Source organism: Streptomyces sp. NPDC005202, assembly GCF_040608235.1.
Lineage (GTDB): Bacteria > Actinomycetota > Actinomycetes > Streptomycetales > Streptomycetaceae > Streptomyces.
On record NZ_JBEXHW010000002.1, the window covers coordinates 150,241 to 175,138 of the forward strand.

At 71.9% G+C, this 24,898-nt stretch carries 24 protein-coding genes and 3 pseudogenes; 12 read left to right on the plus strand and 15 right to left on the minus strand.

Annotated features, from left to right (window positions below; all coding sequences use genetic code 11):
• The first annotated feature begins 41 nt into the window (after window positions 1–41).
• The 3 genes and pseudogenes from ABZV31_RS04375 to ABZV31_RS04385 all read left to right on the plus strand — a co-directional run.
• Complete coding sequence (locus ABZV31_RS04375; RefSeq protein WP_355887938.1) at window positions 42–173, plus strand: hypothetical protein; 132 nt, start codon at window positions 42–44, stop codon at window positions 171–173.
• Window positions 173–484, plus strand: a complete 312-nt coding sequence (locus tag ABZV31_RS04380) for a hypothetical protein (RefSeq protein ID WP_355887940.1) — start codon at window positions 173–175, stop codon at window positions 482–484. Before ABZV31_RS04375 ends, ABZV31_RS04380 begins: the two co-directional genes overlap by 1 nt.
• 104 nt (window positions 485–588) lie before the next feature.
• Window positions 589–848, plus strand: a pseudogene (locus ABZV31_RS04385) (Sir2 family NAD-dependent protein deacetylase); the annotation flags it as partial.
• 32 nt (window positions 849–880) lie between these two features.
• Here the strand turns inward: ABZV31_RS04385 and ABZV31_RS04390 are convergent.
• The 3 genes from ABZV31_RS04390 to ABZV31_RS04400 form a co-directional block, all read right to left on the minus strand.
• Complete coding sequence (locus ABZV31_RS04390; RefSeq protein ID WP_355887943.1) at window positions 881–1,363, minus strand: methylated-DNA--[protein]-cysteine S-methyltransferase; 483 nt, start codon at window positions 1,361–1,363, stop codon at window positions 881–883.
• 9 nt (window positions 1,364–1,372) lie between these two features.
• On the minus strand, window positions 1,373–2,875 hold the full coding sequence (locus ABZV31_RS04395; protein WP_355887945.1) for an AlkA N-terminal domain-containing protein: 1,503 nt from the start codon (window positions 2,873–2,875) through the stop codon (window positions 1,373–1,375).
• A gap of 172 nt (window positions 2,876–3,047) precedes the next feature.
• A complete protein-coding gene (locus tag ABZV31_RS04400) occupies window positions 3,048–3,428 on the minus strand; it encodes a hypothetical protein (protein WP_355887948.1) in 381 nt (126 codons plus the stop codon).
• A gap of 57 nt (window positions 3,429–3,485) precedes the next feature.
• Here ABZV31_RS04400 and ABZV31_RS04405 point away from each other — a divergent pair, with 57 nt between their 5' ends.
• Window positions 3,486–4,055, plus strand: coding sequence for a hypothetical protein (locus ABZV31_RS04405; RefSeq protein ID WP_355888999.1), 570 nt, complete (start codon window positions 3,486–3,488; stop codon window positions 4,053–4,055).
• Window positions 4,056–4,074: 19 nt separating this feature from the next.
• On the opposite strand, the gene ABZV31_RS04410 is transcribed toward ABZV31_RS04405, so the two are convergent.
• The 4 genes from ABZV31_RS04410 to ABZV31_RS04425 form a co-directional block, all read right to left on the minus strand.
• On the minus strand, window positions 4,075–4,584 hold the full coding sequence (locus tag ABZV31_RS04410) for an O-acetyl-ADP-ribose deacetylase (RefSeq protein WP_355887951.1): 510 nt from the start codon (window positions 4,582–4,584) through the stop codon (window positions 4,075–4,077).
• Window positions 4,581–5,990 (minus strand): NAD(P)/FAD-dependent oxidoreductase, encoded by a 1,410-nt coding sequence (locus tag ABZV31_RS04415; protein ID WP_355887954.1) that lies wholly within the window; start codon window positions 5,988–5,990, stop codon window positions 4,581–4,583. The genes ABZV31_RS04410 and ABZV31_RS04415 overlap by 4 nt, the downstream gene beginning before the upstream one ends.
• Before the next feature lie 252 nt (window positions 5,991–6,242).
• Entirely contained in the window at window positions 6,243–7,082 is an 840-nt protein-coding gene (locus tag ABZV31_RS04420; protein WP_355887957.1) for an inositol monophosphatase family protein, read from the minus strand.
• Between the two features lie 151 nt (window positions 7,083–7,233).
• A complete protein-coding gene (locus tag ABZV31_RS04425) occupies window positions 7,234–9,021 on the minus strand; it encodes a gamma-glutamyltransferase (RefSeq protein WP_355889002.1) in 1,788 nt (595 codons plus the stop codon).
• Window positions 9,022–9,818: 797 nt separating this feature from the next.
• Here ABZV31_RS04425 and ABZV31_RS04430 point away from each other — a divergent pair.
• The 3 genes from ABZV31_RS04430 to ABZV31_RS04440 all read left to right on the plus strand — a co-directional run bounded on the left by ABZV31_RS04430 (window position 9,819) and on the right by ABZV31_RS04440 (window position 13,184).
• The gene (locus tag ABZV31_RS04430; protein ID WP_355887960.1) at window positions 9,819–11,396 is read left to right on the plus strand and encodes an FAD-dependent oxidoreductase; all 1,578 of its coding nucleotides are present in this window, start codon (window positions 9,819–9,821) and stop codon (window positions 11,394–11,396) included.
• A 263-nt stretch (window positions 11,397–11,659) separates the two neighbouring features.
• Window positions 11,660–12,064 carry a hypothetical protein gene (locus tag ABZV31_RS04435; protein ID WP_355889004.1) on the plus strand — a complete coding sequence of 135 codons (405 nt, stop codon included), beginning with the start codon at window positions 11,660–11,662 and terminating at the stop codon, window positions 12,062–12,064.
• Between the two features lie 358 nt (window positions 12,065–12,422).
• Entirely contained in the window at window positions 12,423–13,184 is a 762-nt protein-coding gene (locus ABZV31_RS04440; RefSeq protein ID WP_355887963.1) for an SDR family oxidoreductase, read from the plus strand.
• Between the two features lie 10 nt (window positions 13,185–13,194).
• On the opposite strand, the gene ABZV31_RS04445 is transcribed toward ABZV31_RS04440, so the two are convergent.
• Window positions 13,195–13,527, minus strand: coding sequence for a hypothetical protein (locus ABZV31_RS04445; protein ID WP_355887965.1), 333 nt, complete (start codon window positions 13,525–13,527; stop codon window positions 13,195–13,197).
• 566 nt (window positions 13,528–14,093) lie between these two features.
• Here ABZV31_RS04445 and ABZV31_RS04450 point away from each other — a divergent pair.
• A complete protein-coding gene (locus tag ABZV31_RS04450) occupies window positions 14,094–14,729 on the plus strand; it encodes a VOC family protein (RefSeq protein WP_355887968.1) in 636 nt (211 codons plus the stop codon).
• Between the two features lie 305 nt (window positions 14,730–15,034).
• Here the strand turns inward: ABZV31_RS04450 and ABZV31_RS04455 are convergent, their stop codons facing one another.
• The 4 genes from ABZV31_RS04455 to ABZV31_RS04470 are packed head-to-tail and all read right to left on the minus strand — an operon-like array spanning window position 15,035 to window position 19,395.
• Window positions 15,035–16,000: a hypothetical protein gene (locus ABZV31_RS04455; RefSeq protein WP_355887971.1), complete on the minus strand. Its 966-nt coding sequence runs from the start codon at window positions 15,998–16,000 to the stop codon at window positions 15,035–15,037.
• Window positions 15,997–16,239, minus strand: coding sequence for a hypothetical protein (locus ABZV31_RS04460; protein ID WP_355887973.1), 243 nt, complete (start codon window positions 16,237–16,239; stop codon window positions 15,997–15,999). Before ABZV31_RS04460 ends, ABZV31_RS04455 begins: the two co-directional genes overlap by 4 nt.
• A gap of 25 nt (window positions 16,240–16,264) precedes the next feature.
• Window positions 16,265–18,484, minus strand: a complete 2,220-nt coding sequence (locus ABZV31_RS04465) for a CHAT domain-containing protein (RefSeq protein WP_355887975.1) — start codon at window positions 18,482–18,484, stop codon at window positions 16,265–16,267.
• A complete protein-coding gene (locus ABZV31_RS04470; RefSeq protein ID WP_355887978.1) occupies window positions 18,481–19,395 on the minus strand; it encodes a hypothetical protein in 915 nt (304 codons plus the stop codon). Before ABZV31_RS04470 ends, ABZV31_RS04465 begins: the two co-directional genes overlap by 4 nt.
• A 116-nt stretch (window positions 19,396–19,511) precedes the next feature.
• On the opposite strand from ABZV31_RS04470, the gene ABZV31_RS04475 reads away from it, so the two are divergent.
• Window positions 19,512–20,576 (plus strand): biotin/lipoate A/B protein ligase family protein, encoded by a 1,065-nt coding sequence (locus tag ABZV31_RS04475; protein ID WP_355887981.1) that lies wholly within the window; start codon window positions 19,512–19,514, stop codon window positions 20,574–20,576.
• On the opposite strand, the pseudogene ABZV31_RS04480 reads toward ABZV31_RS04475, so the two are convergent.
• Window positions 20,577–20,981, minus strand: a pseudogene (locus tag ABZV31_RS04480) (response regulator transcription factor); the annotation flags it as partial.
• Between the two features lie 2 nt (window positions 20,982–20,983).
• Here ABZV31_RS04480 and ABZV31_RS04485 point away from each other — a divergent pair.
• Together ABZV31_RS04485 and ABZV31_RS04490 are read left to right on the plus strand one after the other, a co-directional pair.
• A pseudogene (locus tag ABZV31_RS04485) lies at window positions 20,984–21,385 on the plus strand (hypothetical protein); the annotation flags it as partial.
• A gap of 116 nt (window positions 21,386–21,501) precedes the next feature.
• Window positions 21,502–22,176 (plus strand): hypothetical protein, encoded by a 675-nt coding sequence (locus ABZV31_RS04490; protein ID WP_355887983.1) that lies wholly within the window; start codon window positions 21,502–21,504, stop codon window positions 22,174–22,176.
• Between the two features lie 17 nt (window positions 22,177–22,193).
• Here the strand turns inward: ABZV31_RS04490 and ABZV31_RS04495 are convergent, their stop codons facing one another.
• Window positions 22,194–23,720: an NCS1 family nucleobase:cation symporter-1 gene (locus ABZV31_RS04495; RefSeq protein WP_355887986.1), complete on the minus strand. Its 1,527-nt coding sequence runs from the start codon at window positions 23,718–23,720 to the stop codon at window positions 22,194–22,196.
• Here ABZV31_RS04495 and ABZV31_RS04500 point away from each other — a divergent pair.
• Window positions 23,719–23,910: a hypothetical protein gene (locus tag ABZV31_RS04500; RefSeq protein ID WP_355887989.1), complete on the plus strand. Its 192-nt coding sequence runs from the start codon at window positions 23,719–23,721 to the stop codon at window positions 23,908–23,910. The two genes, ABZV31_RS04495 and ABZV31_RS04500, sit on opposite strands and share 2 nt — an antisense overlap.
• Here the strand turns inward: ABZV31_RS04500 and ABZV31_RS04505 are convergent.
• Window positions 23,874–24,893, minus strand: a complete 1,020-nt coding sequence (locus ABZV31_RS04505) for a TIGR03842 family LLM class F420-dependent oxidoreductase (RefSeq protein WP_355887992.1) — start codon at window positions 24,891–24,893, stop codon at window positions 23,874–23,876. The genes ABZV31_RS04500 and ABZV31_RS04505 overlap by 37 nt on opposite strands.
• Window positions 24,894–24,898 lie beyond the last annotated feature (5 nt).

The following is a 24,898-nucleotide window of genomic DNA, read 5'->3' on the forward strand; positions in this document are numbered from 1 at the left end:
CTCAGGGCGGAAAGCAATTCGCCGACGTGCCGGTGGAGGAGATGACCCCGGCCCAGTACCAGGAGCTCGCCTCCCGCTGCAACGGCGGCCCGTACTGGCAGACCGACGACGCCCAGGCCTACGGGCGCGGCTTCATGAACAACTTGGACCAGGCAAGGAACGCGCTGCGCTGATGACCCATCATTCCCACCCGGACGACGACCGCGACTGCCTCCGCCTGGTCCTCGCTGTACCACTGACCCTGCTCACCCTCGTCGCCGCGTACTTCTGCTGGACGGCCCTGACCATCCGACCGTCCGGCCCCTGGGACGACGACGCGTATGCCGGAATCGTCCTGTCATGTGTCCTCACCATCGGGGCTGCCGCTGCTGTGACGGGGTTGCGGCTGCTTCCGTCGGTGCGGCGGGTCATGGGGTGGGGATGGGTGATGCCTGCCTTGGTGTTGGGAGTTGTGGCGGGAGTGCGATGGGGGTTGGGCGGCTAACAAAACTGCCACCGCTCGGTGCAGCACGGACGCCTATGTGATCCTGTAGCACCTCCCGCCAGCGCACCCGTGCCCAAGCCGGCGATAAGGCGTTACGTCTGCCAATGCCTTGCGACTCCGGCATCCCGGACTACCGCGGGCCGAACGGGCTGTGGCGGCGGGATCCGGAGGCCGAGAAGCTCGTGACCTACGAGTACTACATGGGCGATCCGGAGATCCGGCGGCGGTCCTGGCAGGTGCGGCGCAAGAACCGCACGTTGAAGGCCGAGCCCAACGCCGCGCACCGGGCGGTGGTCGAGCTGGAGCGCTCCGGCGTTCCGGCGTGCCCGTGCGGGTGATCACGCAGAACGTGGACGGGCTGTACCTGTTCATCGCGGTCGGGAGTCCGCGGGACGGCTAGAACAGGGCCGCCTGCCGTTCGAAGTCCAGCAGGCGGCGCTTGCGGTCCAGGCCGCCGCCGTAACCGGTCAGGCTGCCGTTCGCTCCGATCACGCGGTGGCAGGGGACGATGATGCCGACGGGGTTCTTGCCGTTGGCGAGGCCGACGGCTCGCGAGGCGCCCGGGTTGCCGAGCGCGTCGGCCAGTTCGCCGTACGAACGGGTCTCGCCGTAGGGGATGCGGCGGAGCTGTTCCCACACGCTGCGCTGGAACGGCGTGCCGTGCAGCCGCAGTTCGAGGGTGAACTCCTTCAACTCGCCCGCGAAGTAGGCCTCCAACTGGTCCGCCGCCTCACCGAAGGGGCTGTCGTCGCGCTCGCCGAAGGTCTCCTCCGGCGGGCGGTGACGCTGGGCGGCCATGTACAGGCCGCACAGGACGCCGTCGTCGGCGACGAGCGTGAGGGGGCCGTAGGGGCCGTCGATGACGGTGTGCTGTCTCACTGGACGTCCTCAGACGGGAAGGAAGTTGATCGGGTGGCTGTCCGTCGCCCACAGATACTGCACGGCGTAGGCCCGCCAGGGCCGCCAGGCCGCCGCCCGTGCGGTGAGCGCGGCCGGGGTCGACGGCAGGCCCAGCTCCTGCGCGGCGCGCCGGATGCCGAGGTCGGTGGGGAGGAAGGCGTCGGGGTCGCCGAGGGCGCGCATCGCGATGACGTCGACCGTCCAGGGCCCGAAGCCCGGAAGCGTGAGCAGTCGGGCACGGGCCTCCTGCCAGTCGCTCTCCCCGCCCAAGTGGAGCTCTCCCTCGGCGAGTTGGCGTACCAGCGTGGTGAACGTCGTTCGCCGGGTGCTCGGCATCGCCAGCGACTCGGGGTCGAGGGCGGCCAGCGCCTCGGGGGCAGGGAAGAGGTGGGTGAGGCCGCCCTCGGGATCGTCGACCGGCTCGCCGTGCGCGGTGACCAGGCGGGCCGCGTGGGTGCGGGCGGCGGCCGTGGAGACCTGCTGGCCGAGCACGGCCCGCAGGGCGAACTCGGCCTCGTCGACGGTGCGCGGCACGCGTCGGCCCGGGGCCTTGTCGACCAGGGGCGCGAGGACGGGATCCGTGCGCAAGTGGTCGTCGATCGCGACCGGGTCGGCGTCCAGGTCGAGCATGCGCCGGCAGCGGCTGATGGCGACGGGCAGGTCGCGCAGGTCGCTGAGGGTGAGACGGCAGGCAATGTGGTCCGCCGCCGGGGTCAGCGCCACGATCCCGTGCCCGTACGGCAGGCGCAGGGTCCGCCGGTAGGCCCCGTTCCGCCACTCCTCCACGCCCGGTACGGCGGTCGCCGCGAGGTGGCCGAAGAGATTGTCGGGGTTGAGCGGGGCGCGGAAGGGGAGGCGGAGGGAGAGTGCGCCGGGGGTGGCCGGCAGCGCACCGGTGGCCTTCCCGGCCTTCTTCTTCGGGACGCGGGTGCGCAGCTCGCTGGGTGACAGGGCGAAGACCTCGCGCACGGTGTCGTTGAAGGTGCGGATCGAGGAGAAACCGGCGGCGAAGGCGATCTCCGTCATCGGCAGGGCGGTCGTCTCGATCAGCAGCCGGGCGGTCTGGGCGCGCTGGGCCCGGGCGAGGGCGAGCGGGCCGGCGCCCAGCTCGGCGAGCAGCTGACGTTCGACCTGGCGGGTGCTGTAGCCGAGGCGGGCGGCGAGGCCGGGCACGCCCTCGCGGTCCACGACGCCGTCCGCGATCAGCCGCATGGCGCGGGCCACGAGGTCGGCGCGCTGGTTCCACTCCGGTGAGCCGGGGCTGGTGTCGGGGCGGCAGCGCTTGCAGGCCCGGAACCCGGCCTGCTGGCAGGCGGCCGCGCTCGGGTAGAAGATCATGTTCTCCGGCTTGGGCGGCACCACCGGGCAGCTGGGCCGGCAGTAGATGCGGGTCGTCAGGACGGCCGTGAAGAACCATCCGTCGAACCGTGCGTCCTTGGACTGGACGGCGCGCACACAGCGCTCCCGGTCGGTGTACATCCCGTTCTGCATGCGTCCAGCATCGGGCACCGGCCGGGCCGGGGCTGGCGAGAATCCGACATCAACCTCGCCTGCCCTGGGCCCGCCCGGATCGCCGGGGGGACGCCCGCAGCAGCCGCAGCCCGTCCAGCCCCACATCGCCGGCGCCACCCCGATCAGCCCCGCACTGCCGGCGCCACCCCGATCAGCCCCGCACCGCCGGCGCCACCCCGATCAGCCCCGCACCGCCAGGCGCCGCCGGTCCGGCCGCGGTGCAGCCGACCGCCGATGACGCGCCGTCCCGCACCACGACCGCGTCCGCCGCGTCCGCCGGGTTCGCCGGGTTCGCCGGGTTCGCCGGGTTCGCCAGGCGCTGGGGCACTCGAGGCAGCCAGGCAGGAAACCTCCTCTGCGCCGAACAGCCGCTCACTCCGGCGGGCGCCGGCCCTGCGGCGGCGAGAGCGCCGGAGTGGCTCGGCGACCCCTCGGCATACAGGATGTACACGATCAAAAGATTAATAACGGCATATATGGCTGTTTCCGTATTGAGGAGGATGTTTTGCCGGAACTCGTCGTGATCGGTCACGGAGCCAGGAGACGCGCGCGGCGGCCCCGGGCCACGGTCGCACTCGCCGGGCTCACTCTGACGGCCCTCGGCACCGCGGCGCTCGTCTCGTGCAGCACGGACAGCGGCGGCAACGGCACCCCGTCATTCAGTCCGACCCCCACGGGCCCCGCCACCGTGTCGTTCTCCGGCACATCTCCTTCCGCGCTCTCCTCGCTCGGCGCATCCGTCAAGGAGTCCGTCCGGGCATCGGCCTCGGCCGCGGCATCCTCCGCCTCGGCCGCCGCCTCGTCTTTCGAAGCGTCGGTCTCGGCCGAGGCGGAGCGCGCCAACGCGGCCGCCCAGAAGGAGCTCGCCAACGTCAAGGACCGGGGCAATGCCACGTCCGACGTCTCGCTCACCGGACTGCCGAGGTCGCAGACGGGTGGCCTGCTCGCCCTCGTCGTGAACATCACCAACCGCACGGACAAGACCGCCTCCTACGCAGTCCAGGTGGACTTCCGCGATCCCGACGGAAAGGTCGTCGAAACCCGCTTCGTCGGAGCCGAGCACCTCAAGCCGGGTGAAAAGGCCCAGCCGCTCGCCATCAGCCGGAAGCCTCCGGAGTCGCAGCTCACCGGCGAGATCGCCAAGGCGCAGCGGTACTGAGCGTCGCCCCCGGTCCGGCTCAGCGGACCTGCGCGGCGAACGCCTCGTACGCCCGCTCGTCGAAGAGGACGAACCTGACCTCCTCGACCGCCGTCTCGGCGTCCCGGACCGTCTCCACCGCGATCCGCGCGCCGTCGTCCATGGGCCACCCGTAGATGCCCGTGGAGATCGCCGGGAACGCGACCGTGCGGGCGCCGAGTTCGTCGGCGACGCGCAGCGATTCGCGGTAGCAGGAGGCCAGCAGCTCCGAGCGGTCCTCGGTCCGGCTGTGGACCGGGCCGACCGTGTGGATCACCCAGCGGGCGTTCAGCTCGCCGGCGGTGGTGGCGACCGCCCGGCCGGTGGGCAGGCCCTTGCCGTACTGCGAGGCGCGGAGCTTGCGGCACTCCTCCAGGATCGCGGGGCCGCCGCGGCGGTGGATCGCACCGTCGACGCCTCCGCCGCCGAGCAGGGAGGAGTTGGCCGCGTTGACGATCGCGTCGACGCTCTGCCGGGTGATGTCGCCCTGGACGAGCGTGATGGTGGTCATGTCTGCCTCAGCCTCCTCCAGACGGCCTTCGCCGCGTTGTGCCCCGACATGCCGTGTACGCCGGGGCCCGGCGGGGTGGCCGACGAGCAGATGAAGACGGCCGGGTGCGGGGTGCTGTACGGGAACAGGGACAGTTTGGGGCGCAGCAGGAGCTGGAGGCCGGAGACCGCGCCGGAGGCGATGTCGCCGCCGACGTAGTTGGGGTTGCGGGCGGCGAGTTCGGGCGGTCCGGCGGTGGCGCGGGCGAGGACGCGGTCGCGGAAGCCCGGGGCGAAGCGCTCCAGTTGGCGTTCGACGGCACCGGTGAGGTCCCCGGTCCAGCCGTTCGGCACATGGCCGTACGCCCAGAAGACCTGCTTGCCGTCCGGGGCGCGGGTGGGGTCCACGACGCCGGGCTGGACCGTGATGAGGAAGGGCGCGTCGGGCGCGCGGCCTTCGCGGGACGCGGCGCGCAGCGCGGCGCCGATCTCGGCGCTGTCCGCTCCGATCTGCACGGTGCCGGCGACGCGGGGTTCCTTCGCGGTCCACGGCACCGGGCCGTCCAGGGCGTAGTCGATCTTGAAGACGCCGGGGCCGTACCGGTACCCCTCGTAGTACCGGCCGAGGCCGGCGATGCGGGCCAGGGCGGTGGGCGAGGTGTCGAAGACGTACGCCCGCGCGGGTGGCAGGTCGTCGAGGCGCTTGACCTCGTAGTCGGTGTGGAGGGTGCCGCCGAGGTCCTTCAGGTAGGCGGCGAGGGCGTCGGAGATGGCCTGGGAGCCGCCGCGGGCCACCGGCCAGCCACGGGCGTGCGCGGCCAGGGCGAAGACCAGGCCGATCGCGCCGGTGGCGAAGCCGTCGAGGGGGGCCATGACGTGGGCGACGAGGCCGGCGAAGAGGGTCTTCGCCGGCTCGTCCCGGAAGCGGCGCATCAGCCACGTCGACGGGGGCAGGCCGACCAGGCCGAAGCGGGCGAGGGTGACCGGGTCCCGCGGGAGCGCGCTGAGGGGCAGCGACATGAAGTCATGGGCCAGGGTGTCCCACCGGTGCAGGAACGGCTCGACCAGCCTGCGGTACGCGCCCGCGTCGCGCGGCCCGAAGGAGGCGGCCGTCTCCGCGACCGACCGCGACAGCACCGCGGCGGTGCCGTCCGTGAAGGGGTGGGCCATGGGCAGCTCGGCGTGCAGCCACTGAAGGCCGTAGCGCTCCAGGGGCAGGGCGCGGAAGGCGGGTGAGTTGATGCCGAGGGGGTGCGCGGCGGAGCACGGGTCGTGCCGGAAGCCGGGGAGCGTGAGCTCCTCGGTGCGGGCGCCGCCGCCGACGGTGTCGCGCGCCTCGAACACGGCCACGGAGAATCCGCGGCGGGCGAGCTCCACGGCAGCGGTCAGTCCGTTCGGCCCCGCACCCACCACGACCGCATCGAGCATCGACGGCACCTTCGGACCCCTTCGTCAGCCGATGGCCACTCGGGGCCAGGATATGCCGGAGGACTGACACACTCGGGTCTCGGGGCGGGAGCCGGCCGACGGCTCGCAGGCGGGGCGGGGTGCGGAGCGAGGTGGTGGGCGGTGCCGGCCTGGGAAGCGGCCGCGCACGTCCCGGCGCGTGCCGGCCTGGGCACCGGCCGCGCACGCCCCGGCGCCGGGCCTCCGGCCGTCACGGGAGCCGGGAACCCGGGGCTACGCCGTGAGCAGGTCGACCACCCGGCGGGCCGTCGCGGCATCCCGGGCGGCGGTGAACGGCAGGGCGTTCCCGCCCGTGATGCGGAAGGGCTCGCCGGTCAGGGTCAGATGGGCGCCGCCGGCCTCCTCAACCAGCAGCAGGCCCGCCGCGTGGTCCCACGCCGCCTCCCACGAGAACGCCGTGGCGTCCAACTCGCCGCGGGCGACGGCGAGATACTCCAGGCCGGCCGAGCCGCAGGCGCGGGGCGCGATGCCGTCCGTCCACAGACCGAGCAGGGCGCGCTTCTGCTCGTCCGTCGTGAAGTCCGGGTGGGACGTGGCCACTTCCAGGGCGCGGCCCGGCTCCGGCGCGCCGGGGCGCAGCGGCTCGCCGTCGAGGAAGGCGCCTCCGCCCCGTACGGCCGTGGCGAGTTGGTCGCGCGCCGGTGCGTACGTCCAGGAGGCGTGCACGACTCCGTGCCGGGCGAGGGCGACCAGGGTGCAGAATCCGGGGTCGCCGTGCACGAACTGCCGTGTCCCGTCGACGGGATCGATGATCCAGACGGGAGCGTCGCCCCGTATCGCCTCGTACGTCGCGGGGTTGGCGTGCACCGCCTCCTCGCCGACCACGACGGATCCGGGCAGCAGGGCGCCGAGCGTGTCGGTGAGGTACCGCTCGGCCAGGCGGTCGGCGTCCGTCACCAGGTCGTGCGGGCCGGTCTTCTGGTCGACCTCGTCCTCCGCGAGCCGGCGGAAGCGGGGCATGATCTCGGCCGCGGCCGCCTTGCGGACCGCCTCTTCCACGTCGGCCGAGTGACGCGCGAGAAACTCGTCGATGGTTTCCGTCTCTTCGATCATGCCTCCATGAGAGCACGCGCCACTGACAATCCCCGCCCGGCCGGTGCACTCCGGGTGGAATCGGCATGAACACCCGTCGTCGGACGCCCGGGGCACGGCGGGCCACCGCCGCACCCTGCCGGCCGGCGTCGGCGGCAACGCTCACCGCACGTCAGCGCCCGACCGCGTACCCCTGCATGCCCCGCGGGTTCGCGGCCGCGGACAGGATGCCGGTCTCCGGGTCCCGGGCGACCGCGCAGAGCCGGCCCTCCGACCAGGGATGGCCGAGCACCACGTCGTGGCCGCGGCGCCGCAGTTCCTCGACGACCTGCGGGGCCATCCGGGACTCCACGGTGACGCTGCCGGGCCGCATCCCGCGCGGGTAGAAGGAGCCCGGGAAGCCGTCGTTGTGCCAGTTCGGCGCGTCGATCGCGCCCTGGAGGTCGGGGCCGCCGCGCACCGCGGCGCGCAAAGCGACCGCCAGGAAGAAGTGCAGCTGCCACTGGTCCTGCTGGTCCCCGCCGGGCGTGCCGAACGCCATGACCGGCACCCCGTCGCGCAGCGCGATCGACGGGGTGAGGGTCGTGCGCGGGCGGCGGCCCGGGGTGAGGGAGTTGGGCAGGCCCTCCTCCAGCCAGGTCATCTGCAGCCGCGTGCCGAGCGGGAAGCCCAGTTCGGGCACGACGGGGTTGGACTGGAGCCAGCCGCCGCTGGGCGTGGCGGCGACCATGTTGCCCCAGCGGTCGACGACGTCGAGGTGGCAGGTGTCGCCGCGGGTGCCTCCGTCGGCCGCCACGCCGGGTTCGCCCGGCACCGGGGACGTCGGGCGCTTCGCGACCGTCGGCTCGCCGACGCCCAGGGCGTCGAACTCCACCTCGTCGGCGGCGACCGTGAGCGCGTGCGCGCTCAGCCGCGGGGTGCGCCCGCCGGGGCTGCCGGGTCGCAGTTCGTACGAGGCCTCGTCACCGATGAGCTGCCGCCGCCCGGCGTTGTACTCCGCCGACAGCAGCTCGGCCAGCGGCACCTCGGCGGCGTCCCCGTACCAGGCCTCCCGGTCGGCCATGGCGAGCTTGCAGCCCTCGATCAGCAGGTGGACGTAGTCGGCGGACCCGTAAGGGGGCAGCTCGGGCGGGAGCAGGGCGAGCTGCTGGAGGAGCACCGGGCCCTGGCTCCAGGGGCCGGCCTTGCACAGGGTCCAGCCGTTCCAGTCGTACGTGGCCGGGGCCTCGTAGGTCGCGGACCAGGCGGCGAGGTCGGCGGCCGTCAGGGTCCCGGAGTGGCGCTCGCCGCTGGTGTCGAGCGTGGGCCGCCGTGCCTGCCGTACCAGCGCCTCGGCGATGAACCCGGACCGCCAGACTTCCCGCGCGGCCTCGATCTGCGCCTCGCGGTCCCCCACCCCGGCGACCTCGGCGAGCAGCCGCTTCCAGGTGGCGGCCAGCGCGGGGTTGCGGAACAGCTCCCCGGGCCGGGGTGCCCGTCCGCCGGGCAGGTAGACCTCGGCCGAGGAGGTCCACTCCGTCTCGAACAGCTCCCGCACGGTCTCGACGGTCTCGCCGAGACGTTCCACGGGCGCGTGCCCGCCCTCGGCGTACCCGATGGCGTACGTCAGGACGTCGGCGAGGGACTTCGTGCCGTGGTCGCGCAGCAGGAGCATCCACGCGTCGAACGCGCCCGGGACGGCCGCGGCGAGCGGCCCGGTGCCGGGGACGAGATCCAGACCGAGTCCCCTGTAGTGCGCGACCGTCGCCCCGGCCGGCGCGACGCCCTGCCCGCACAGCACCCGCACCTCGCCGCCCGCCGGAGCGAGCAGGATCGGCACCTCGCCGGCGGGCCCGTTGAGGTGCGGCTCCACGACGTGCAGCACGAAGGCGCCCGCCACGGCCGCGTCGAAGGCGTTGCCGCCGTCCTCCAGCACGGCCATGGCCGACTGCGAGGCCAGCCAGTGGGTGGAGGACACCATGCCGAAGGTGCCCTGGAGGGTGGGCCGGGTGGTGAACTGCAACTTTCACCTCGCTGTTTACGCCCGTCAGTCGGTCCGATCAGCGCCCAGGATCTGCCTTGGGGAGAATCTGGGGAGTTCGGGACCGACTCCGGTTCACCTGATCAGCCAGCAGGCTATCGATCGCCCTGCGTCCCTTCCCCCCTGCCTGAGGCATGAAGTGGGCGTAGTGGTCGAGCGCGTCGACCACGCAGTCGTCCATCTCCAGCTGGGCTGCCCCTCGCAGTTGGGTGAGGAGCCCCGTTGATGCGGTGCCGCTCGATGAAGGAGCGTCTCAGGTTGTGGATGTCGGGAGAACCGATGCCGGCCCGGCGCAGCGCATCGCGGTAGGTCCCCAGCCACACACGCCACCGTTCATACGGCTGGTGCTCTGCATGGGGACGCCACCGCTGTACCGACCCGCTACGGGAAATGCGCCTGTCGTCCCTTCGCCGACGCCTCGGGTGGGCCCGGCGAGCGTTTGGGGCACCCGGCCGCCAAACCAAGCCCTACCGGGTCGTATACAGCCGCTCTTGTCCAGTCGTCCGAAAGCTGGTCAATCTTTGGCTCACCGCTGCATCGACCCGGCAACCGGAGCGCGGCAGACTTCCGCGAGCAATGCCCCGTGGACGACGCGACGACGTGGTCCTCACGCCGCCATGGGCGACGGAGCACCCGGGCGCGGGCCGCCGATTGGCCTGTACGCCGGAGATCTCCGGAGGCCATGGCCTCCCGTACCGACGCGGCCAGGTACGTCGACCCATCGTGGAGGGAATCGCATGTACGACTACGTCATCGTGGGGGCCGGCTCGGCCGGCTGCGTGCTGGCCGCCCGGCTCACCGAGGACCCCGGCGTACGGGTCCTGCTGTTGGAGGCCGGACCCTCCGACGATGCCCAGGAGATCCGTGTACCGGCGGCGTTCGGCAAACTCTTCCGCACCAAGTACGACTGGGACTACCTGAGCGAGCCCGAGCCGGGGCTCGACGGCCGTCGGCGCTACCTTCCGCGCGGCCGGATGCTCGGCGGCTCGTCGTCCATGAACGCGATGATCTACATTCGCGGCAACCGCCTGGACTACGATTCCTGGGCCGCGGCCGGGGCCAAGGGATGGAGCTGGGATGACGTCCTGCCTTACTTCCTGCGCTCGGAGGACTATCACGGCGGGGCATCGGCCTGGCACGCCACAGGCGGACCGCTCACCGTCAGCGAAGGTCGTTCCCGCAGCCCCCTGATGGCGGCGTATGTGGCGGCGGCTCAGGAGGCGGGCCATCCGTTCAACCAGGACTTCAACGGTCCCGAGCAGGACGGGGTCGGATACTACGACCTCACCCAGCGGAACGGATTGCGCTGCAGCACCGCCGTCGCCTATCTGCGCCCCGCCATGGAACGGCCGAATCTCCAGGTGCTCACCGGTGTCCAGTGCACGGGCCTGCTGTTCGACGGCGACCGGGCCACCGGTGTCGAAGTGGACCGCGGCAGCGTCCTCGAGCAGTTCCACGCCGAGCGGGAGGTCATTCTGTCGGCCGGTGCCTACAACTCGCCGCATCTGCTGATGCTGTCCGGGATCGGTGTCGCCTCCGGCCTCGAGGCCCACGGTATCCGGCCCCGTGTGGACCTCCCGGTGGGCGAGAACCTGCAAGATCATCCACATGTCGCCCTTCTTCAGCTGACCGATACCGAATCGCTGCTGACGGCAGAGACACCCAAGAACCTGGCTCTGCTGGAGTCCCGGGGCCACGGTCCCCTTACGTCCAACGTCGGTGAGGCGGGCGGGTTCTTCCGTACCGCCGAAGGCCTGGATGCCCCGGACGTGCAGATCCACGCGGTGCCGGTGATGTTCCACCAGGAGGGGCTGGGAGCGGCCACCGACCACGCGTTCCATCTCGGCGCGGTGCTGCTCGCACCCACCAGCCGTGGAAAAGTCTCCTTGCGGTCGGCGATCCCCAGCGCGAAACCACGCATTCTGCATCATTACCTCGCCACTGAGGAGGACCGGGCGACGGTGGTGCGGGCTCTGCGTCTCCTGCTCGACATCGCCGCCCGGCCCAGTCTGCGGGCGCACCGCCGAGCCGACTACCGCGTGCCGCGCTCCGACAGCGACGCCGACCTCCTGGACTTCGCACAGCACGACCTGCAGACGCTCTACCACCCCGCGGGAACATGCGCCATCGGGCCAGTGGTTGACCCCGAGTTGCGGGTGCACGGGGTGACCGGGCTCCGGGTGGTCGACGCCTCCGTCATGCCAACCGTCGTCCGGGGCAACACCAACGCACCGACGATCATGATCGCGGAGAAGGCCGCGGACCTGATCCGCGGAGTCGGCTCCCCCACGTCCCCGGCGGTCACAAACGTATGACCCGGGTCACGGCGGTCGTGCACGGAAACACCCCGGCCCTGCCCCGGCCGATAAACGCCAAACAGCCTGCGCATGGTGAGGGCGCGGAAGTCCTGCCTGGTTCGTGATGGCCGCCATGTGGCCCCGGCCCTTGCTGTACTGGCTGGGGCCGGTCGTCCTGGTGCCAAGCACGACGGGTTGACCTGGCCGGCTCCGGGCTGGATGACAGGTGCGGCGGCTTCCACACCCACGTCATCGCGGCGCGGGCCGGCGGCCGCACCGACCTGCCCTCCAGCGCGGCCGGACACGTCGGGCTCCCCCAAGTCGTCTTCACCTCCCCGGAAGTCGGCAGCGCCGGTATGACTGAGCAACAGGCCCGGGACGCCGACATTGACGTCGAGGTCGTCGAGTACGACCTGGGAGCGCTCGCCGGAACCTGGGTCATGCGCCCGGACTACCGCGGCCGGGCCAAACTCGTCGTCGTCCGCGCCGACGACGTGGTGGTCGGGGCCACGTTCGTCGGCGCGGGCATCGCCGAACTCGTGCACTCGGCGACCGCAGCCATCGTGGGGCGTATTCCCCTGTCCACGCTGTGGCACGTCGTCCCCAGCTATCCCACGGCCAGCGAAATCTGGCTCCGCCTGCTGGAAGAGCTGCGCTCGCAGCGTCATACGGCACTCGGTGGGTGAAACCTGCCCGGTCCACGTCGTCAGCATTTCAGCCCTTGGGCGCAGCACCGGCAGAGGCGAGCGGCCCGGTCGAGTCACGCCGGCGCCTGCGAGACGGTCGCAGACAGGACAGCAGCACTCGACAAAAGCGCGGACTGCTCGAATACGCCAATGCGGTAGTGGCGAGGCAGGGGAAGGAGACTTCACGAAGGAGCGCCCCTTTCCAACGAGCAACAGGCAGCTGGGTCGGCAGGCGGGCAGGCGATCAGCGGCCCGAAGCGCGACAATAGGAACAGAAGGTGTACCCGGAGGTAGGGATGACGGGCAGCAGACGGAAGTACGACCATGGTGTGAAGGCCGTCGGCGGAGGCGATTCGCCATGACTGCCAAACCCAGCGTTCCCGGCACGCAGAGTCAGCCGGGACTCGCCGATCAGACTGTCGTGGTGATCGGTGCCAGCGCGGGCATCGGACTCGAAACTGCCCGCCAGGTACGCGAAGGCGGCGGCCGGCTGGTTCTGGTCGGCCGCAACCCCGAACGCCTGCAGCAAGCTGCCCTGGAGCTCGATCCTGTAAGCACAGCAGCGTTCGACGCCACCGACACCGACCGCCTCCAGCAGTTCTTCCAGGATCTGCCCCGCCCGGTCGACCATGTGATGGTCACAGCCGGCAGCCCCGCCTACATGCCCTTGGCGGACATGGATCTCACTGCCGCCCGCCGCCACTTCGGCGAACGCCTCGCCATGACACTCGCGGTCGCCCTCTACAGCCGTGACAAGGTCCGAGCCGGCGGCACCCTGCTGTTCATCGGCGGCACCGGCGGTCGGCGCCCCGGTGTCGGTCTGAGCGTCGTGTCTGCCCTCACCGCGGCTCTGCCCGCCCTCACCGCCAACCTGGCGCTCGAACTGGCGCCGATCCGGGTGAACCTCATCGCTGCCGGATTCGTCGACACGCCCCTGTCGGCCTCACTCCTGGGTGATCAACTCGAGGCCCGGCGCGAGGAGTTGCGCGCCACGCTTCCCATCCGACGGGTCGTCGGCCCGGCAGACGTCGCCGCTCTGGCCGTACACATCATGTGCAACGACGCGCTCACGGGTGGAACGTACGACATCGACGGCGGCCAACAGCTCATCTCCCACTGACCTACCGTGATCAGATCAGTGCCGGGCGGCCGGCTGGTTGCGGATACAGCGCCTCCGTGCCCACGGCCGGCGCTGCCTGGACCTCCTTCCTGACGTCGTCGGCGGGCACCTCATGCAGTCCGGCCTCGACACCGTCAAGGGTGGCGCGGGCCACCGCCGCGCGATCCGACTTCGGAGCGGTCACATTCGCGGCCATGTCCGTCGCGAGGTAGCTGACGTGCAGGGCCGTGCCCTGCGTGCCCTGCTCAGCAAGGGCCAACCGCAAGGCGTTGGTCACCGACCATTCGGTGGCCTTGGCCGCGGCATATCCGGCGCTGGCCGTGATCGACATCCAGGACAGCACGGAGAAAGCATTGACCATCGCGCCGCCGGCGTTGCGCCCGAGGACGGGGCGAAGGAGCTGCTCATGGCGAGGGTGCCGAGAACATGCGTCTCGAACTCGCATCGGAACGAGTCCAAGTCAGCCAAAGTCAGCCGCGAGTACGTCGGCCCGGGTCGTCAAACCGGCGTTGTTGAAAAGGAGTGTCACGTCCTGGGCTTGGTCGGCTGCCGCGTGCACGGATTCCTGACCCCCCGTAGACCTTGCCCGCTCCGGCATCGAAGAGCGCACGCACGAACTGTCCACCGAGCCCACGGTTTGCTCCGGCAACGAAAGCGACAGACCCCTGGATCTTCATGGGGAGCACCTCACGGCGATGCCTCGTAGGGCGAAGACCGGCGTCCCGTGCGCCTCGGCCCGATCGTCCGGCCTCGACTTCGACCTGCGCGGTGGCGGCTGCGTCGTTCGCCGTGCACGGCTTCGCGGGCCGACGGAAGGCGCAGTACGGCGGAGCCACCAGGAGGTCCCCCGGGTGCGACGCACCGGTGAGAGCGGTAGCGTCATTCTCGACGCAACGCAGGGAGGCCGGGATGAGTTCCACCGAGGATCCCAGCAGCGGAGCAAGTGGGACAGCCGGCGTCGGGACAGTCGACACGAAGCTCGAGGTGGTCACCATCCCCGTCTCGGACGTCGACCGCGCGAAGGAGTTCTACGGAAGACTCGGATGGAGGCTGGACGACACACCGCCCGGCGTGGTCCAGTTCACGCCGCCCGGCTCCGGGTGCTCGGTCCAGTTCGGCGCGAACCGCACCTCGGCCGCGCCCGGATCGGCCCAGCGCCTGTACCTGATCGTCTCCGACATCGAGGCCGCCCGGAACGGGCTGATAGCAGCCGGCATCGAGGTGAGCGAAGTCTCCCACCCCGGCAAGGACGGTCTGGTCAGCGGTCCAGATCCCGAGCATCGCAGCTACTTCTCGCTCGCCTCGTTCAGCGATCCGGACGGCAACGGTTGGCTGCTTCAGGAAGTCACCACGCGCCTGCCCGGTCGTATCGACTCAGCGACGACGACGTTCACGTCGGCGAACGACCTGGCGAGCTCGCTTCGCCGTGCGGCGGCCGCCCACGGCGAACACGAGAAACGCATCGGCGAAGCAGACGCGAACTGGCCCGACTGGTACGCCGACTACATGGTGCACGAGCAGGCCGGCGCGGAACTGCCCTCGTGAGCAGGGCTGAGCCCACCACGTATCTGCAGGACGGGAGGGCGGGGCCCGGTGTCCCCGGGCCCCGCCCCCTCAGTGCTGTGTGCTGCAAACCCACACGGGTGCGCCCCCCTCGTTCAGCATCGTCCCCCTGCCGCGTGCCCATGGTCACTTGTGGCTCCTACGGATCGCTCCTCGACGGGGCTCCGAAAGCCCAGGTCAGCGGCCCGGCCTCGGGGCCTCCATGCCGAAGGTGCCCCGGAGCGTGGGCCGGGAGGTGAACATGCTGCGTGTCACCTGCCGTTCCGAACGATGGACCGTGGACCCGACTATGGCAGGCCCGGTGGCGCAGGCGCTCCGCCGGTCGCCGCGAGCGGCACGTTGCGCAGGTAGAACTGCGCGAGGTCGTCCCACAGCCGCCGCTCCCCGGCGAGGTCGGCCGGTACGCCGAGGCCCAGATGGCGCAGCAGGGTGTGGCGGTGCAGGTCGAAGACGACCTTGACCTCCTGGCCGTAGGCGGCCGCCGCCTGGAGAGCCGCGCGGTGGGCGGCCCAGGCGACGGGCCAGGCCAGCAGGGTGAGACCGGCGAGCGGGACGTGGCCGCCCCGGATCAGCAGGGCCGGTGGCCAGACCGTGCCGAAGGCGGCGGACAGAGCGAGCAGGCTGACGCTGCCGTCCAGGGCCGTACGGGCGGCGGCGACCCGGCCGGTCGCCTCCGGCGGCAGCAGGGGGTACAGCCGGGGCCAGACGACGACCGCGTCGATGCCATAGCGCTCCAGAGGGTAGTACTCGGCGGCGCGCAGCCGGTTGCCGAGGGCGGTCGGCAGGCAGCCCTCGGCAAGGCGGGGCGGCGGCGGGTAACCGGTAAGCAGCTTTCCGGCGAGTGCCGCGGCCCAGGTGTGCTCGCCCGCCGCGCGGAGCTGCGTCACGCGTGCCCAGCCGTCGCGGGCCCGGCGCCGCTGCCGCTCGGTGCGGCGGCGCCGTACCCCGGCCGACACCGGCCGGTCCGGCCAGTAGCCCTCCAGGAGCCGCACGACGGGCAGGTGGAAGAGTGCGAACAGGTACGCCGCGCCCACCAGGCCCAGCAGGACCCACACCACCGCCATCAGCTGTCCGGAGGCGCTGTAGCCCTGCCAGGCCCGCAGCGCGTCGCCGGGGGTGCGGTCCGCGGCGGCGAGCCCGACGGCTCCCGAGGCTCCGGCGGCGAGGAGGACCGGGAGCAGGACGGCGATCAGGAAGCGGGAGCCGAGGAGGCGTTCGGCACTGTCGAGGCCTGCTTCGAGCAGGGTGCTCACCGCGGCATCCGGACCATGAGGTCGCCCTGGTTGCAGCGCGGCGGGTCGGCGGGGTCGTAGTAGTCGACGGTCTTCTCCTCGCCGTGCTCGGTGCAGACGAAGAGCAGGACGGTCAGCGGTTGGCCGGGGAGCCCTTCGTCCGTGTAGACGTTGCGGTCGGCGGGGACGTGCCAGTTGTCCGGCCGGACGTCCTCCTCGTCCGTCGCGGCCCTGTCGTCGTGCTGTCCGGATGCCCCCATCGGCTCCCCTCCCCGGATTGGTTGGTCAGAGTCTGCCCAGCATGGTGAAGGCCCCCCACAGTCCCGGGTGCTCGAACCGCGAGTCTGCCATCAGCGCGAGCTGGGCGCTCCGCACGGCCCGGGTCAATTCTGTGCCGGGGCACGACAGTTCGCCGTAGAGGACCTCGTTGAAGCGCAGGGCCGCGTCGTCGCGCACGGGCCACTGCGGTGCGACGACGGTTTCCGCCCCGGCGGCCAGGAAGGCGGCGGCGAGTCCCTCGCCCTCGCCGCCGAGGCCCCTGCGCTCCGCGCCCGCCCGGCAACCGCTGAGGTTGACCAGGGTGGGGACACGGTCCGCGCAGGCGATCTCGAAGGCGAACAGCGGTCGGTCGGCGAGCAGGAGCCGGGCCATGTTCGGGTGCGAGGGCTCGAAGGCGGCGTGGCCCGCGAGGTGCAGCACGTCCGCGGCGCCGAGGGCTGCGCGCACGGCGTCCGCCGTGGCCTCGTCGTCGTAGAGTCCGGCGGTGGCGGGGAACGCGGCGCGCACGGCCTCGGCCTCCGCCCGCAACGCCGGTAGTTCGGGGAGCAGTTCGTAGCGCGGCCGACGGACGGCGGCCACGACGGCCCGTGCCGAACCCTGTGTCCGCACCGCTGCGCGGCGGGCGCCGTCCGGCCGCAGCGGCGCCAACGAGGGCAGCAGCCGGACCTCGGCGCTCGCCACCAGCGGCCGGCCCCGGAAGGGCGCGGCGTGGAACGGGAAGTCCTCCAGGACGCCCTGGGCGACGACGTAGATCCGGGAGGCTGTGGCGAGCAGGTGTGCCGCGGGGGGCAGGACCGCCTCGCCGAGCCGTCGCAGGGCGTCCGTCCCGGTGCGGCGTACGCATTCCTGGTGCGCGCGGGAGGCCAGGCGCTCGACCTCCGCTGCCCCGAGCTGCACGCGCAGGTCGTGGACCGTGCCGTGGCACACGGCGAAAACGATCACTTCGTCCTCGCTCGACCGCCCGTAGACCAGAAGGAGCTCGCCGGGGCCCACGGCCCGCGGGACGGCGCGGGCCAGTTGCGCCACGGTGACGCGAGCGCGTTCCGGGAACTCCTTGTGGAGAACTGCCGCCCTGGTCTCCAGGAGCATGCGCGCCCGGTCGCCCAGCGCGAAGAGCCCTGCGCGGTCTTGGGCGACCGCGGCCCCCGTGGCGGTGCGTGCGAGCCCCTCGACCTCCTTCTCCAGGCTGCGCAGCGCGTCCGTGCCGGACGAGGGCGCGTCGGCGGGGCGGGCGGGGCCACGGCTCGCCATGGCGGCGAGGATGCCGAGCGCCTGGTCCGGGCGGCCGACGCTCAACGCGGCGCCCACTGCCCCGCCGAAGACGCGGACGCTGTTCTCCAGGTAGAAGGTGCGCCCGGGCGACGCGGCGACCTTCAGGTCCGCGAAGCGGGCGTCGATGGCGCGCATGTACAACTCCACGGCCTCCGCCGTGCGTTCCTGCCGGATCCGCAGCTCGGCGGTGGCCGCCAGAAGGTCGTGGTCGTCCGCTGCGCCGCCGCGTCCGCGCCACTCCTGGAGTTCGGCCTCCGCCTCGTCGACGAAGCCGATCCTGGTCAGGGCGCGGGCGCGCTGGTGGTGCAGGAACCGCGTGAAGTGTTCCTGTCCGAAGCGCGGGCCGGCGGCGAGGCGCCGGCCGATCCGCTGACCGTCCTCGGCGTGCAGCAGGGCCTGCTCGTACAGGCCGAGGTGGGACATGAGGGCGGCCAGCCGGGCGTGCGCGGCGCGCAGACCGTGGTCGTCGCCCGCTTCCTCCAGCAGTGCGCGGCCGCGTTCGTACGCCGTGACGGCGTCCGGGATCGAGCCCTGCTCGGTGAGCGCCCGCCCCAGTTCCAGGAGGCCGCGGCCCTCGTGGCGGGGCAGGCCCCGGCCCCGGAACCCGTCGAGGGCCGCCAGGACGAGCCGGACGTGGCGCCGGGGATCGGCTGCCGCGCGGTGCGGGTTGCCGCCCACGGCAACGAGGACCTGGGCGCCGAGGGCGGGGCCGATGCCGTGCCGGGACATGGGCTCCAGCATCTCCCAGGCAGCCACCATCAACATCTCCTGGGAGGCGGTCGACCCGACCTGCAACTCCTGGACGAAGGCAGCGGGGATGAGGAACTCCTCCTCCACGAAGTGGACGTGGGTCAGCGCGGTGGGTCCCAGGTCCACCAGCACGAGCTCCAGATCCGGATGCGCGGCGAGGTAGGTCCGGTAGACCGACTCCGGCTCGCGCGGGCGGCCGGTCACACTCGCCTCGAACGGGCGAGCTCCGCGGCCGCGTCCCCGGCCAGGCGGGCCTGCTCGACCGCGCCGTACGCGCGCAGGATGCCGGACAGCGCCTGCCACAGCGTCACGTCGTCCTCCAGCCACATCACGTCGGACAGTGCCAGCTCCCGCAGGGCGGCCCAGTCGCCCGCCGCGAAGGCCGCACGGCGAGCGTGCACCCGCGCGGCCAACTCACGTGGCGTGGGCTCCTGTTCCCCGGTGAGCCGCCGTAACAGCTCTCTGACCAGTCCGGTGGGGTCGCACGGCCAGTCCGTCAGGGCCATGAGCTCGGCCACGCGCCGCAGCCGCCCCTTCGCACAGGCTCGCCGGGCGGAGTCGAGCACGAACAGCAGGTGACGGCCCGCCCACTCTCCCGTGGGCGCGCGCAGGAGCACGGAGAGCCCGAGTTCGGGCCGCCGCTGTTGGCGGTAGCAGAGGGAGAGGATCTGGGCGGCAAGTGCCCGGCTTTCCGTCCCCGGGTCCAGGGCGGACGCGGTCACGGCCTCGATCGCGAGCCGTTCGGTGGCTGTGTCCCCCTGCATGCCATGCAGGGCACCCATGAGCATGAGCTGGGCCAGGATGGCGCGCAGCTCCGTCACCCGGGCGTCCCGGTCCCTCGCGTCGTCGCCGGCGAGGCCGAGTTCGACGGCCCGCAGCCAGCGCACGCCGCGCCGCACCTCCCGCAGCAGCAGCCGGCGTGCCGCCTTGGGCCCTTCCGCGGCGGCGACCCGCTCGGCCCGCGCGTGCAGCACGGCCGCGTTCAGCTGGAACTGCGCTTCCGCCCGCTCGTCGGGCTCGTCGTCCAGTGCCTGGTTCAGTCCCGCTTCGATGATCAGGGACTCGCGTACGTACGCATCGTCCCGGGCCGTGAACCCGTGCCTCCCCGTCGGCATGTCGGCAGGCTAGCGGCTCGGAACGCGTCCCGCCCCGGATATGGGAGAGATCGGAATCATCCGGGCCGGGTGGACGTTGGCCGGGGTGGGGCGAGGACTGGGACGGAGACGGATCGGTGCACGGTGAGTACAAGGTCCCCGGCGGCAAGCTCGTCGTCGTGGACGTGGAGGTCGAGGACGGCGTGCTGCGGCACGTGCGTGTGGCGGGCGACTTCTTCCTCGAGCCGGACGAGGCGCTGGACGCCGTGAACCGTGCGCTGGAGTGCGCCCCGGCGGACACCGATGCGGCGGGACTGGCCGCCCGGATCGACGCGGCGCTGCCCGAGGGCACCGTGATGTACGGACTGACCTCGGAGGGCGTCGGGATCGCGGTGCGCCGCGCCCTGGCGCACGCCACCGACTGGACCGACTACGACTGGCAGCTGATCCACGACGGCCCGCAGTCCCCCGCGCTGCACATGGCGCTGGACGAGGTCCTCACGGCGGAGGTCGCCGCGGGGCGGCGGCCGCCCACGCTGCGCGTGTGGGAGTGGGGCACCCCAGCAGTGATCATCGGCAGCTTCCAGTCGCTGCGCAACGAGGTCGACCCCGAGGGCGCGGCGCGGCACGGCATCGAGGTGGTGCGCCGGATCTCCGGCGGCGGCGCGATGTTCGTGGAGCCCGGCAACACGATCACCTACTCGCTGTCGGTGCCCGAGGCACTCGTCCAGGGGCTGTCCTTCCAGGACAGCTACGCCTACCTCGACGACTGGGTGCTCGGCGCGCTCGGCGACATGGGCATCAGGGCCTGGTACCAGCCGCTGAACGACATCGCCACCGACCAGGGGAAGATCGCGGGCGCCGCGCAGAAGCGGATGGTGGGCCCGTCCGGCGGGCCCGGCGCCGTGCTGCACCACGTGACCATGTCGTACGACATCGACGCCGACAAGATGCTTCAGGTGCTGCGCATCGGGCGGGAGAAGCTGTCCGACAAGGGCACCAGGAGCGCAAAGAAGCGGGTGGATCCGCTGCGGCGGCAGACCGGGCTGCCGCGCGAGGCCGTCATCGAGCGGATGATCGAGTCGTTCCGCGGCCGGTACGGGCTGAGCGAGGGCAAGGTGACGGACGAGGAACTGGCGCGCGCCGAGGAGCTGGCGCGGACGAAGTTCACCTCGCCCGAGTGGACCGCCCGGGTGCCCTGATCACCGGGTGACGGTGTGTCCGCGGGCCGTCACCAGCCCCGACTCGTAGGCGAACACGACGAGTTGGGCCCGGTCCCGGGCGCTTCGTCATGGCCCCGCTGATGTGGGTCTTGGCCGTGAAGGGGCTGATGACCATGTGAGCGGCGATCTCCTCGTTGGTCAGGCCGCGGGCCGCCGGCGCCGTCACCTCGCGTTCCCGGCGGATGAGGCACTCCAGGCCCGGGGCGTGGCCCGGTCCGGGGGCCGGGAGACGAACTCGCCGATCAGGGTGCGGGTGACCGAGGGGGACAGCAGGGCCTCCCCGCGCGCGACCACCTCGATGCCTTGGAGCAGGTCGGCGGGTTCGGTGTCCTCCAGCAGGAAGTCGCTCGCGCCCGCCCGCAGGACGTCGAAGACGTACTCGTCCGGGTCCGGCCTGGGCAGGCGGGACGCCGGTCGGTCCCGCGTACGCCGCGCTGCGGTCGGCGGCGTCGGCGGGCGCGGACCTGCTCGACGCGGACGACCGGGCTCTCGTACGGCGGACCCTGCGGGACTGGGACGGCGCGCACCCGCCGCTCGCCCTGCCCGGACTGCCGGACCGGCGCGAGCGGCCCGGGGCGCGCCTGGCCGTGCTGGCCGCGCTCGCGCCGTACCGCATCACGGACGAGGTCGTGGCCGCCTGACGCACGCCGGATTGCACCGACGGCTGTCTGGTCCGGGTCGTCGCGTACGGGGCCTTCTCGGCCGTCGACCGGATCGAGAACGCGTGGCACCCGGACTCCGTAGGGACAAATCGGGATACACAGCCGGTCGACAGTCGGCCTCGGTGACCGCACGGGCACGGAGTGAGTTGGCACTTCCGCCGCACAGGGAGTCGTGTGACACTGTCGTCCCGTCCGCAGTGTGGACTCCCTCCGCACCGTCCGTCCCTCACGAGAAGTGCGCCGTGCGTGATCTTCCCCTGCCGCTCGCGCTCACCGCGCGTCTGAGCCCGGTCGTCGTGCTCGCCTGCGCGGGCTGGGCCCTGACGTCCGGTCCGTTCGCCGCGACACCGACCGCCCAGCACAAGCCGACCCAGCAGGAGACCCACCCCACCCAGTCGGCCTCCGCCCCGTCGACGGCGGCGGTGTCGAAGACGTACACATCCGCTCCCGCGCCCTGCACCAGCCTGGCGGAGAAGACCATCACGTCCCTGGTCCCGGGCGCCAAGACGGCCGGCAAGGAGATCCCGTCGACGGACGCGAAGGTGCGCCGCACCTGCTCCTGGAACGCGCTCAAGGGGTTCGACTACCGCTGGCTCGACGTGTCCTTCGAGATCATGGACTCGGACGCGGCGGCGCAGAAGTCCTACCAGGAGCGGACGACCGAGAAGAGCGGCGGAGGAGCGGTCCCCGGGCTCGGCGACACGGCGTACTCGGTCGTGAACCTCACCACCGAGGACAAGCAGCAGACACGCGAGGGCGTGGTGATGGTCCGCGCCTCCAACGCGCTCGTCGTCGTCACGTACAACGGCAGCGACTTCGAGACCAAGAAGGCGCCCGGTACGGACGAGATCAACAAGGGCGCCATCAAGGCCGCCCGGGACGCGGTGGCCACGCTGGAGGACGGCCGGAAGGGCTGACCGTTTTCCGCGACGCGTCAGCCCGCGGCCTTCTCCCGGACCCTCGGCAGCATCAGCGCCAGGTACAGCACCATCGACGTGCCCAGGCCCACGGCCCAGCCGTAGTCGGCGAGCGGCTGGAGGGCCGGAATGGGGCGGCCGTCGACCAGCGGGTGGAAGTCGGCGCCGCCGATGGCGAGGACGCCGCCCGCCATGAAGGCCACGACGGCCCGCCAGTTCCAGCCGCCGTCGTACCAGTAGCGTCCGCCCGTGCGGTACAGGTCGACCAGGTCGAGGGCGGACCGGCGCAGGAACCAGTAGTCGGCGATGAGGATCCCGGCGACCGTGCCGAGCAGACCGCCGACCAGGCCGAGCCAGGTGAAGATGTAGCCCTGCGGGTCGGAGTACAGCTTCCACGGGAAGATGAGCACGCCCAGCACGCAGGTGGCGAGCGCACCCGTACGGAAACTGATCCTGCGCGGCGCGACGTTGGAGAAGTCGAACGCCGGGGAGACCAGGTTGGCCGCGATGTTGACCGACAGGGTCGCCACCAGCACGGTCACCAGCGCGTAGAGCAGGCCGACCACGTTGTCCGTCTTCGCCGCCAGTTGCACCGGGTCCCAGACCGCCTCGCCGTACACCGCCTGCGAGCCGGAGGTGACCAGCACCGACAGGAACGCGAACAGCGTCATCGTCGTCGGCAGGCCGAGCGCCTGGCCCCACGTCTGGGCCTTCTGGCTCCTGCCGTACCGGGTGAAGTCCGGGATGTTCAGCGACAAGGTGGACCAGAAGCCGATCATGCCCATGAGAGAGGGCGCGAACAGCTTCCAGAAGTCCGCTCCCCAGCCGAGCTTGGACGGCTGGTCGAACAGCGGGCCGAGGCCGCCGGCCTTGCTGCTCATCCAGCCGAGCATCACGAAGGCGCCGACGAGCACGAAGGGAGCCGCCCAGTTCTCGAACCGGCGGATCGTGTCCATGCCCCGGTAGATGATGGCCACCTGGATCGCCCAGAAGATCGCGAACGACAGCCACATCGTCCAGGCGTAGCCGCCCACCCGGGAGGCGTTCGACCAGCTGTCCCCGATCAGCTTCCCGGCGAGGAAGTAGATCGCCTCGCCGCCGATCCAGGTCTGGATGCCGAACCAGCCGCACGCCACCAACGCCCGTACGACGGCAGGCAGGTTGGCGCCGCGCACGCCGAAGGAGGCGCGGGCGAAGACGGGGAAGGGGATGCCGTACTTCGGTCCCGCGTGCCCGGTGAGCAGCATCGGGATCAGCACGATCACGTTGGCCAGGGCGATGGTGAACACCGCCTGCTTCCAGTCCATGCCGACGGCGATCAGACCGGAGGCCAGAGTCCAGGAGGCCGTGTTGTGGGCCATGCCCACCCACAGCGCGGAGAAGTTGTACGTGGTCCAGGTGCGCCTGGCGACGGGGACCGGCAGCAGGTCCTCGTTGGCGTAGGGGCCGCTGGGCAGCGGAGTGCCGGGGGGGATCTCCACGCGCCCGTCGGGGAGGGTGACCTGGGCGGACGGCGGTATGGCCGTGGGAGCGGTGTCGGTCATGGGCAGCCCAATCGATGAGGTGGGTCGACGTGTGGCGGTGCGGGCGCCCGGCCCCTCCCCGGGGAGGTGGGGAGGGGGGACAGGGGGTGGGGGGTTCGCCGAGGAGTTCGTCGAGGAGTTCGTCGAGGAGTTCGTCGAGGAGCGGTCGGTGGGTCAGGAGTTGACGGCCGGGATGACCTTGTGGCCGTAGGCGTCGATCACGGCCTCCTGCGCGTCGTGCATGTCGTACACGGCGAACTGGTCGACGCCCAGCTCGCGCAGCGCGTTCAGCTTCTCGATGTGCGCCTCGGCCGGCCCGATGAGGCAGAACCGGTCGACGATCTCGTCGGGCACGAACTGGGTGTCTGGGTTGCCGCTGCGCCCGTGGTGGGCGTAGTCGTAGCCCTGGCGGGCCTTGATGTAGTCGGTGAGTGCGTCGGGTACGGCGGCGGAGTGCTCGCCGTACTTGGCGACCAGGTCGGCGACGTGGTTGCCGACCATCCCGCCGAACCACCGGCACTGCTCGCGGGCGTGGGCGAGCGCCTCGGGCGAGTCGTCGGCGGTGATGTACGCGGGGGCGGCGACGCAGATCTTGACGTCGGACGGGTCGCGCCCGGCCGCGGCTGCCGCGTCCTTCACCGCCTTGACCATGTACTCGGTCAGGTACAGGTCGGCGAGCTGGAGGATGAACCCGTCGGCCTCCTCGCCGGTCATCTTCAGCGCCTTCGGGCCGTACGCGGCCATCCAGACGGGAAGTTCGGCGCCCGGCTTGATCCACGGGAACCTGATCACCGTGCCGCCGAGGTCGGCCTCCTCGCCCCGCGCCAGCGCCCGGATGACCTTCATGGCCTCGCTGATCCGGGCCAGGGTGTTGGGCTTGCGGCCGGCCACGCGCATGGCGGAGTCGCCGCGTCCGATGCCGCAGACGGTCCGGTTGCCGAACATGTCGTTGAGGGTGGCGAAGGTGGAGGCGGTGACCTCCCAGGTGCGGGTGCCCGGGTTGGTGACCATCGGGCCGACCGTCAACTTGGTGGTGTTCGCAAGGATCTGACTGTAGATCACGAAGGGTTCCTGCCACAGCACGGCGGAGTCGAAGGTCCAGCCGTGCGTGAAGCCGTTGCGCTCGGCCCGCTTCATCAGGCTGATGACGCGGGAGGCCGGCGGGTCGGTCTGCAGGACGAGTCCGAAGTCCATGGGCG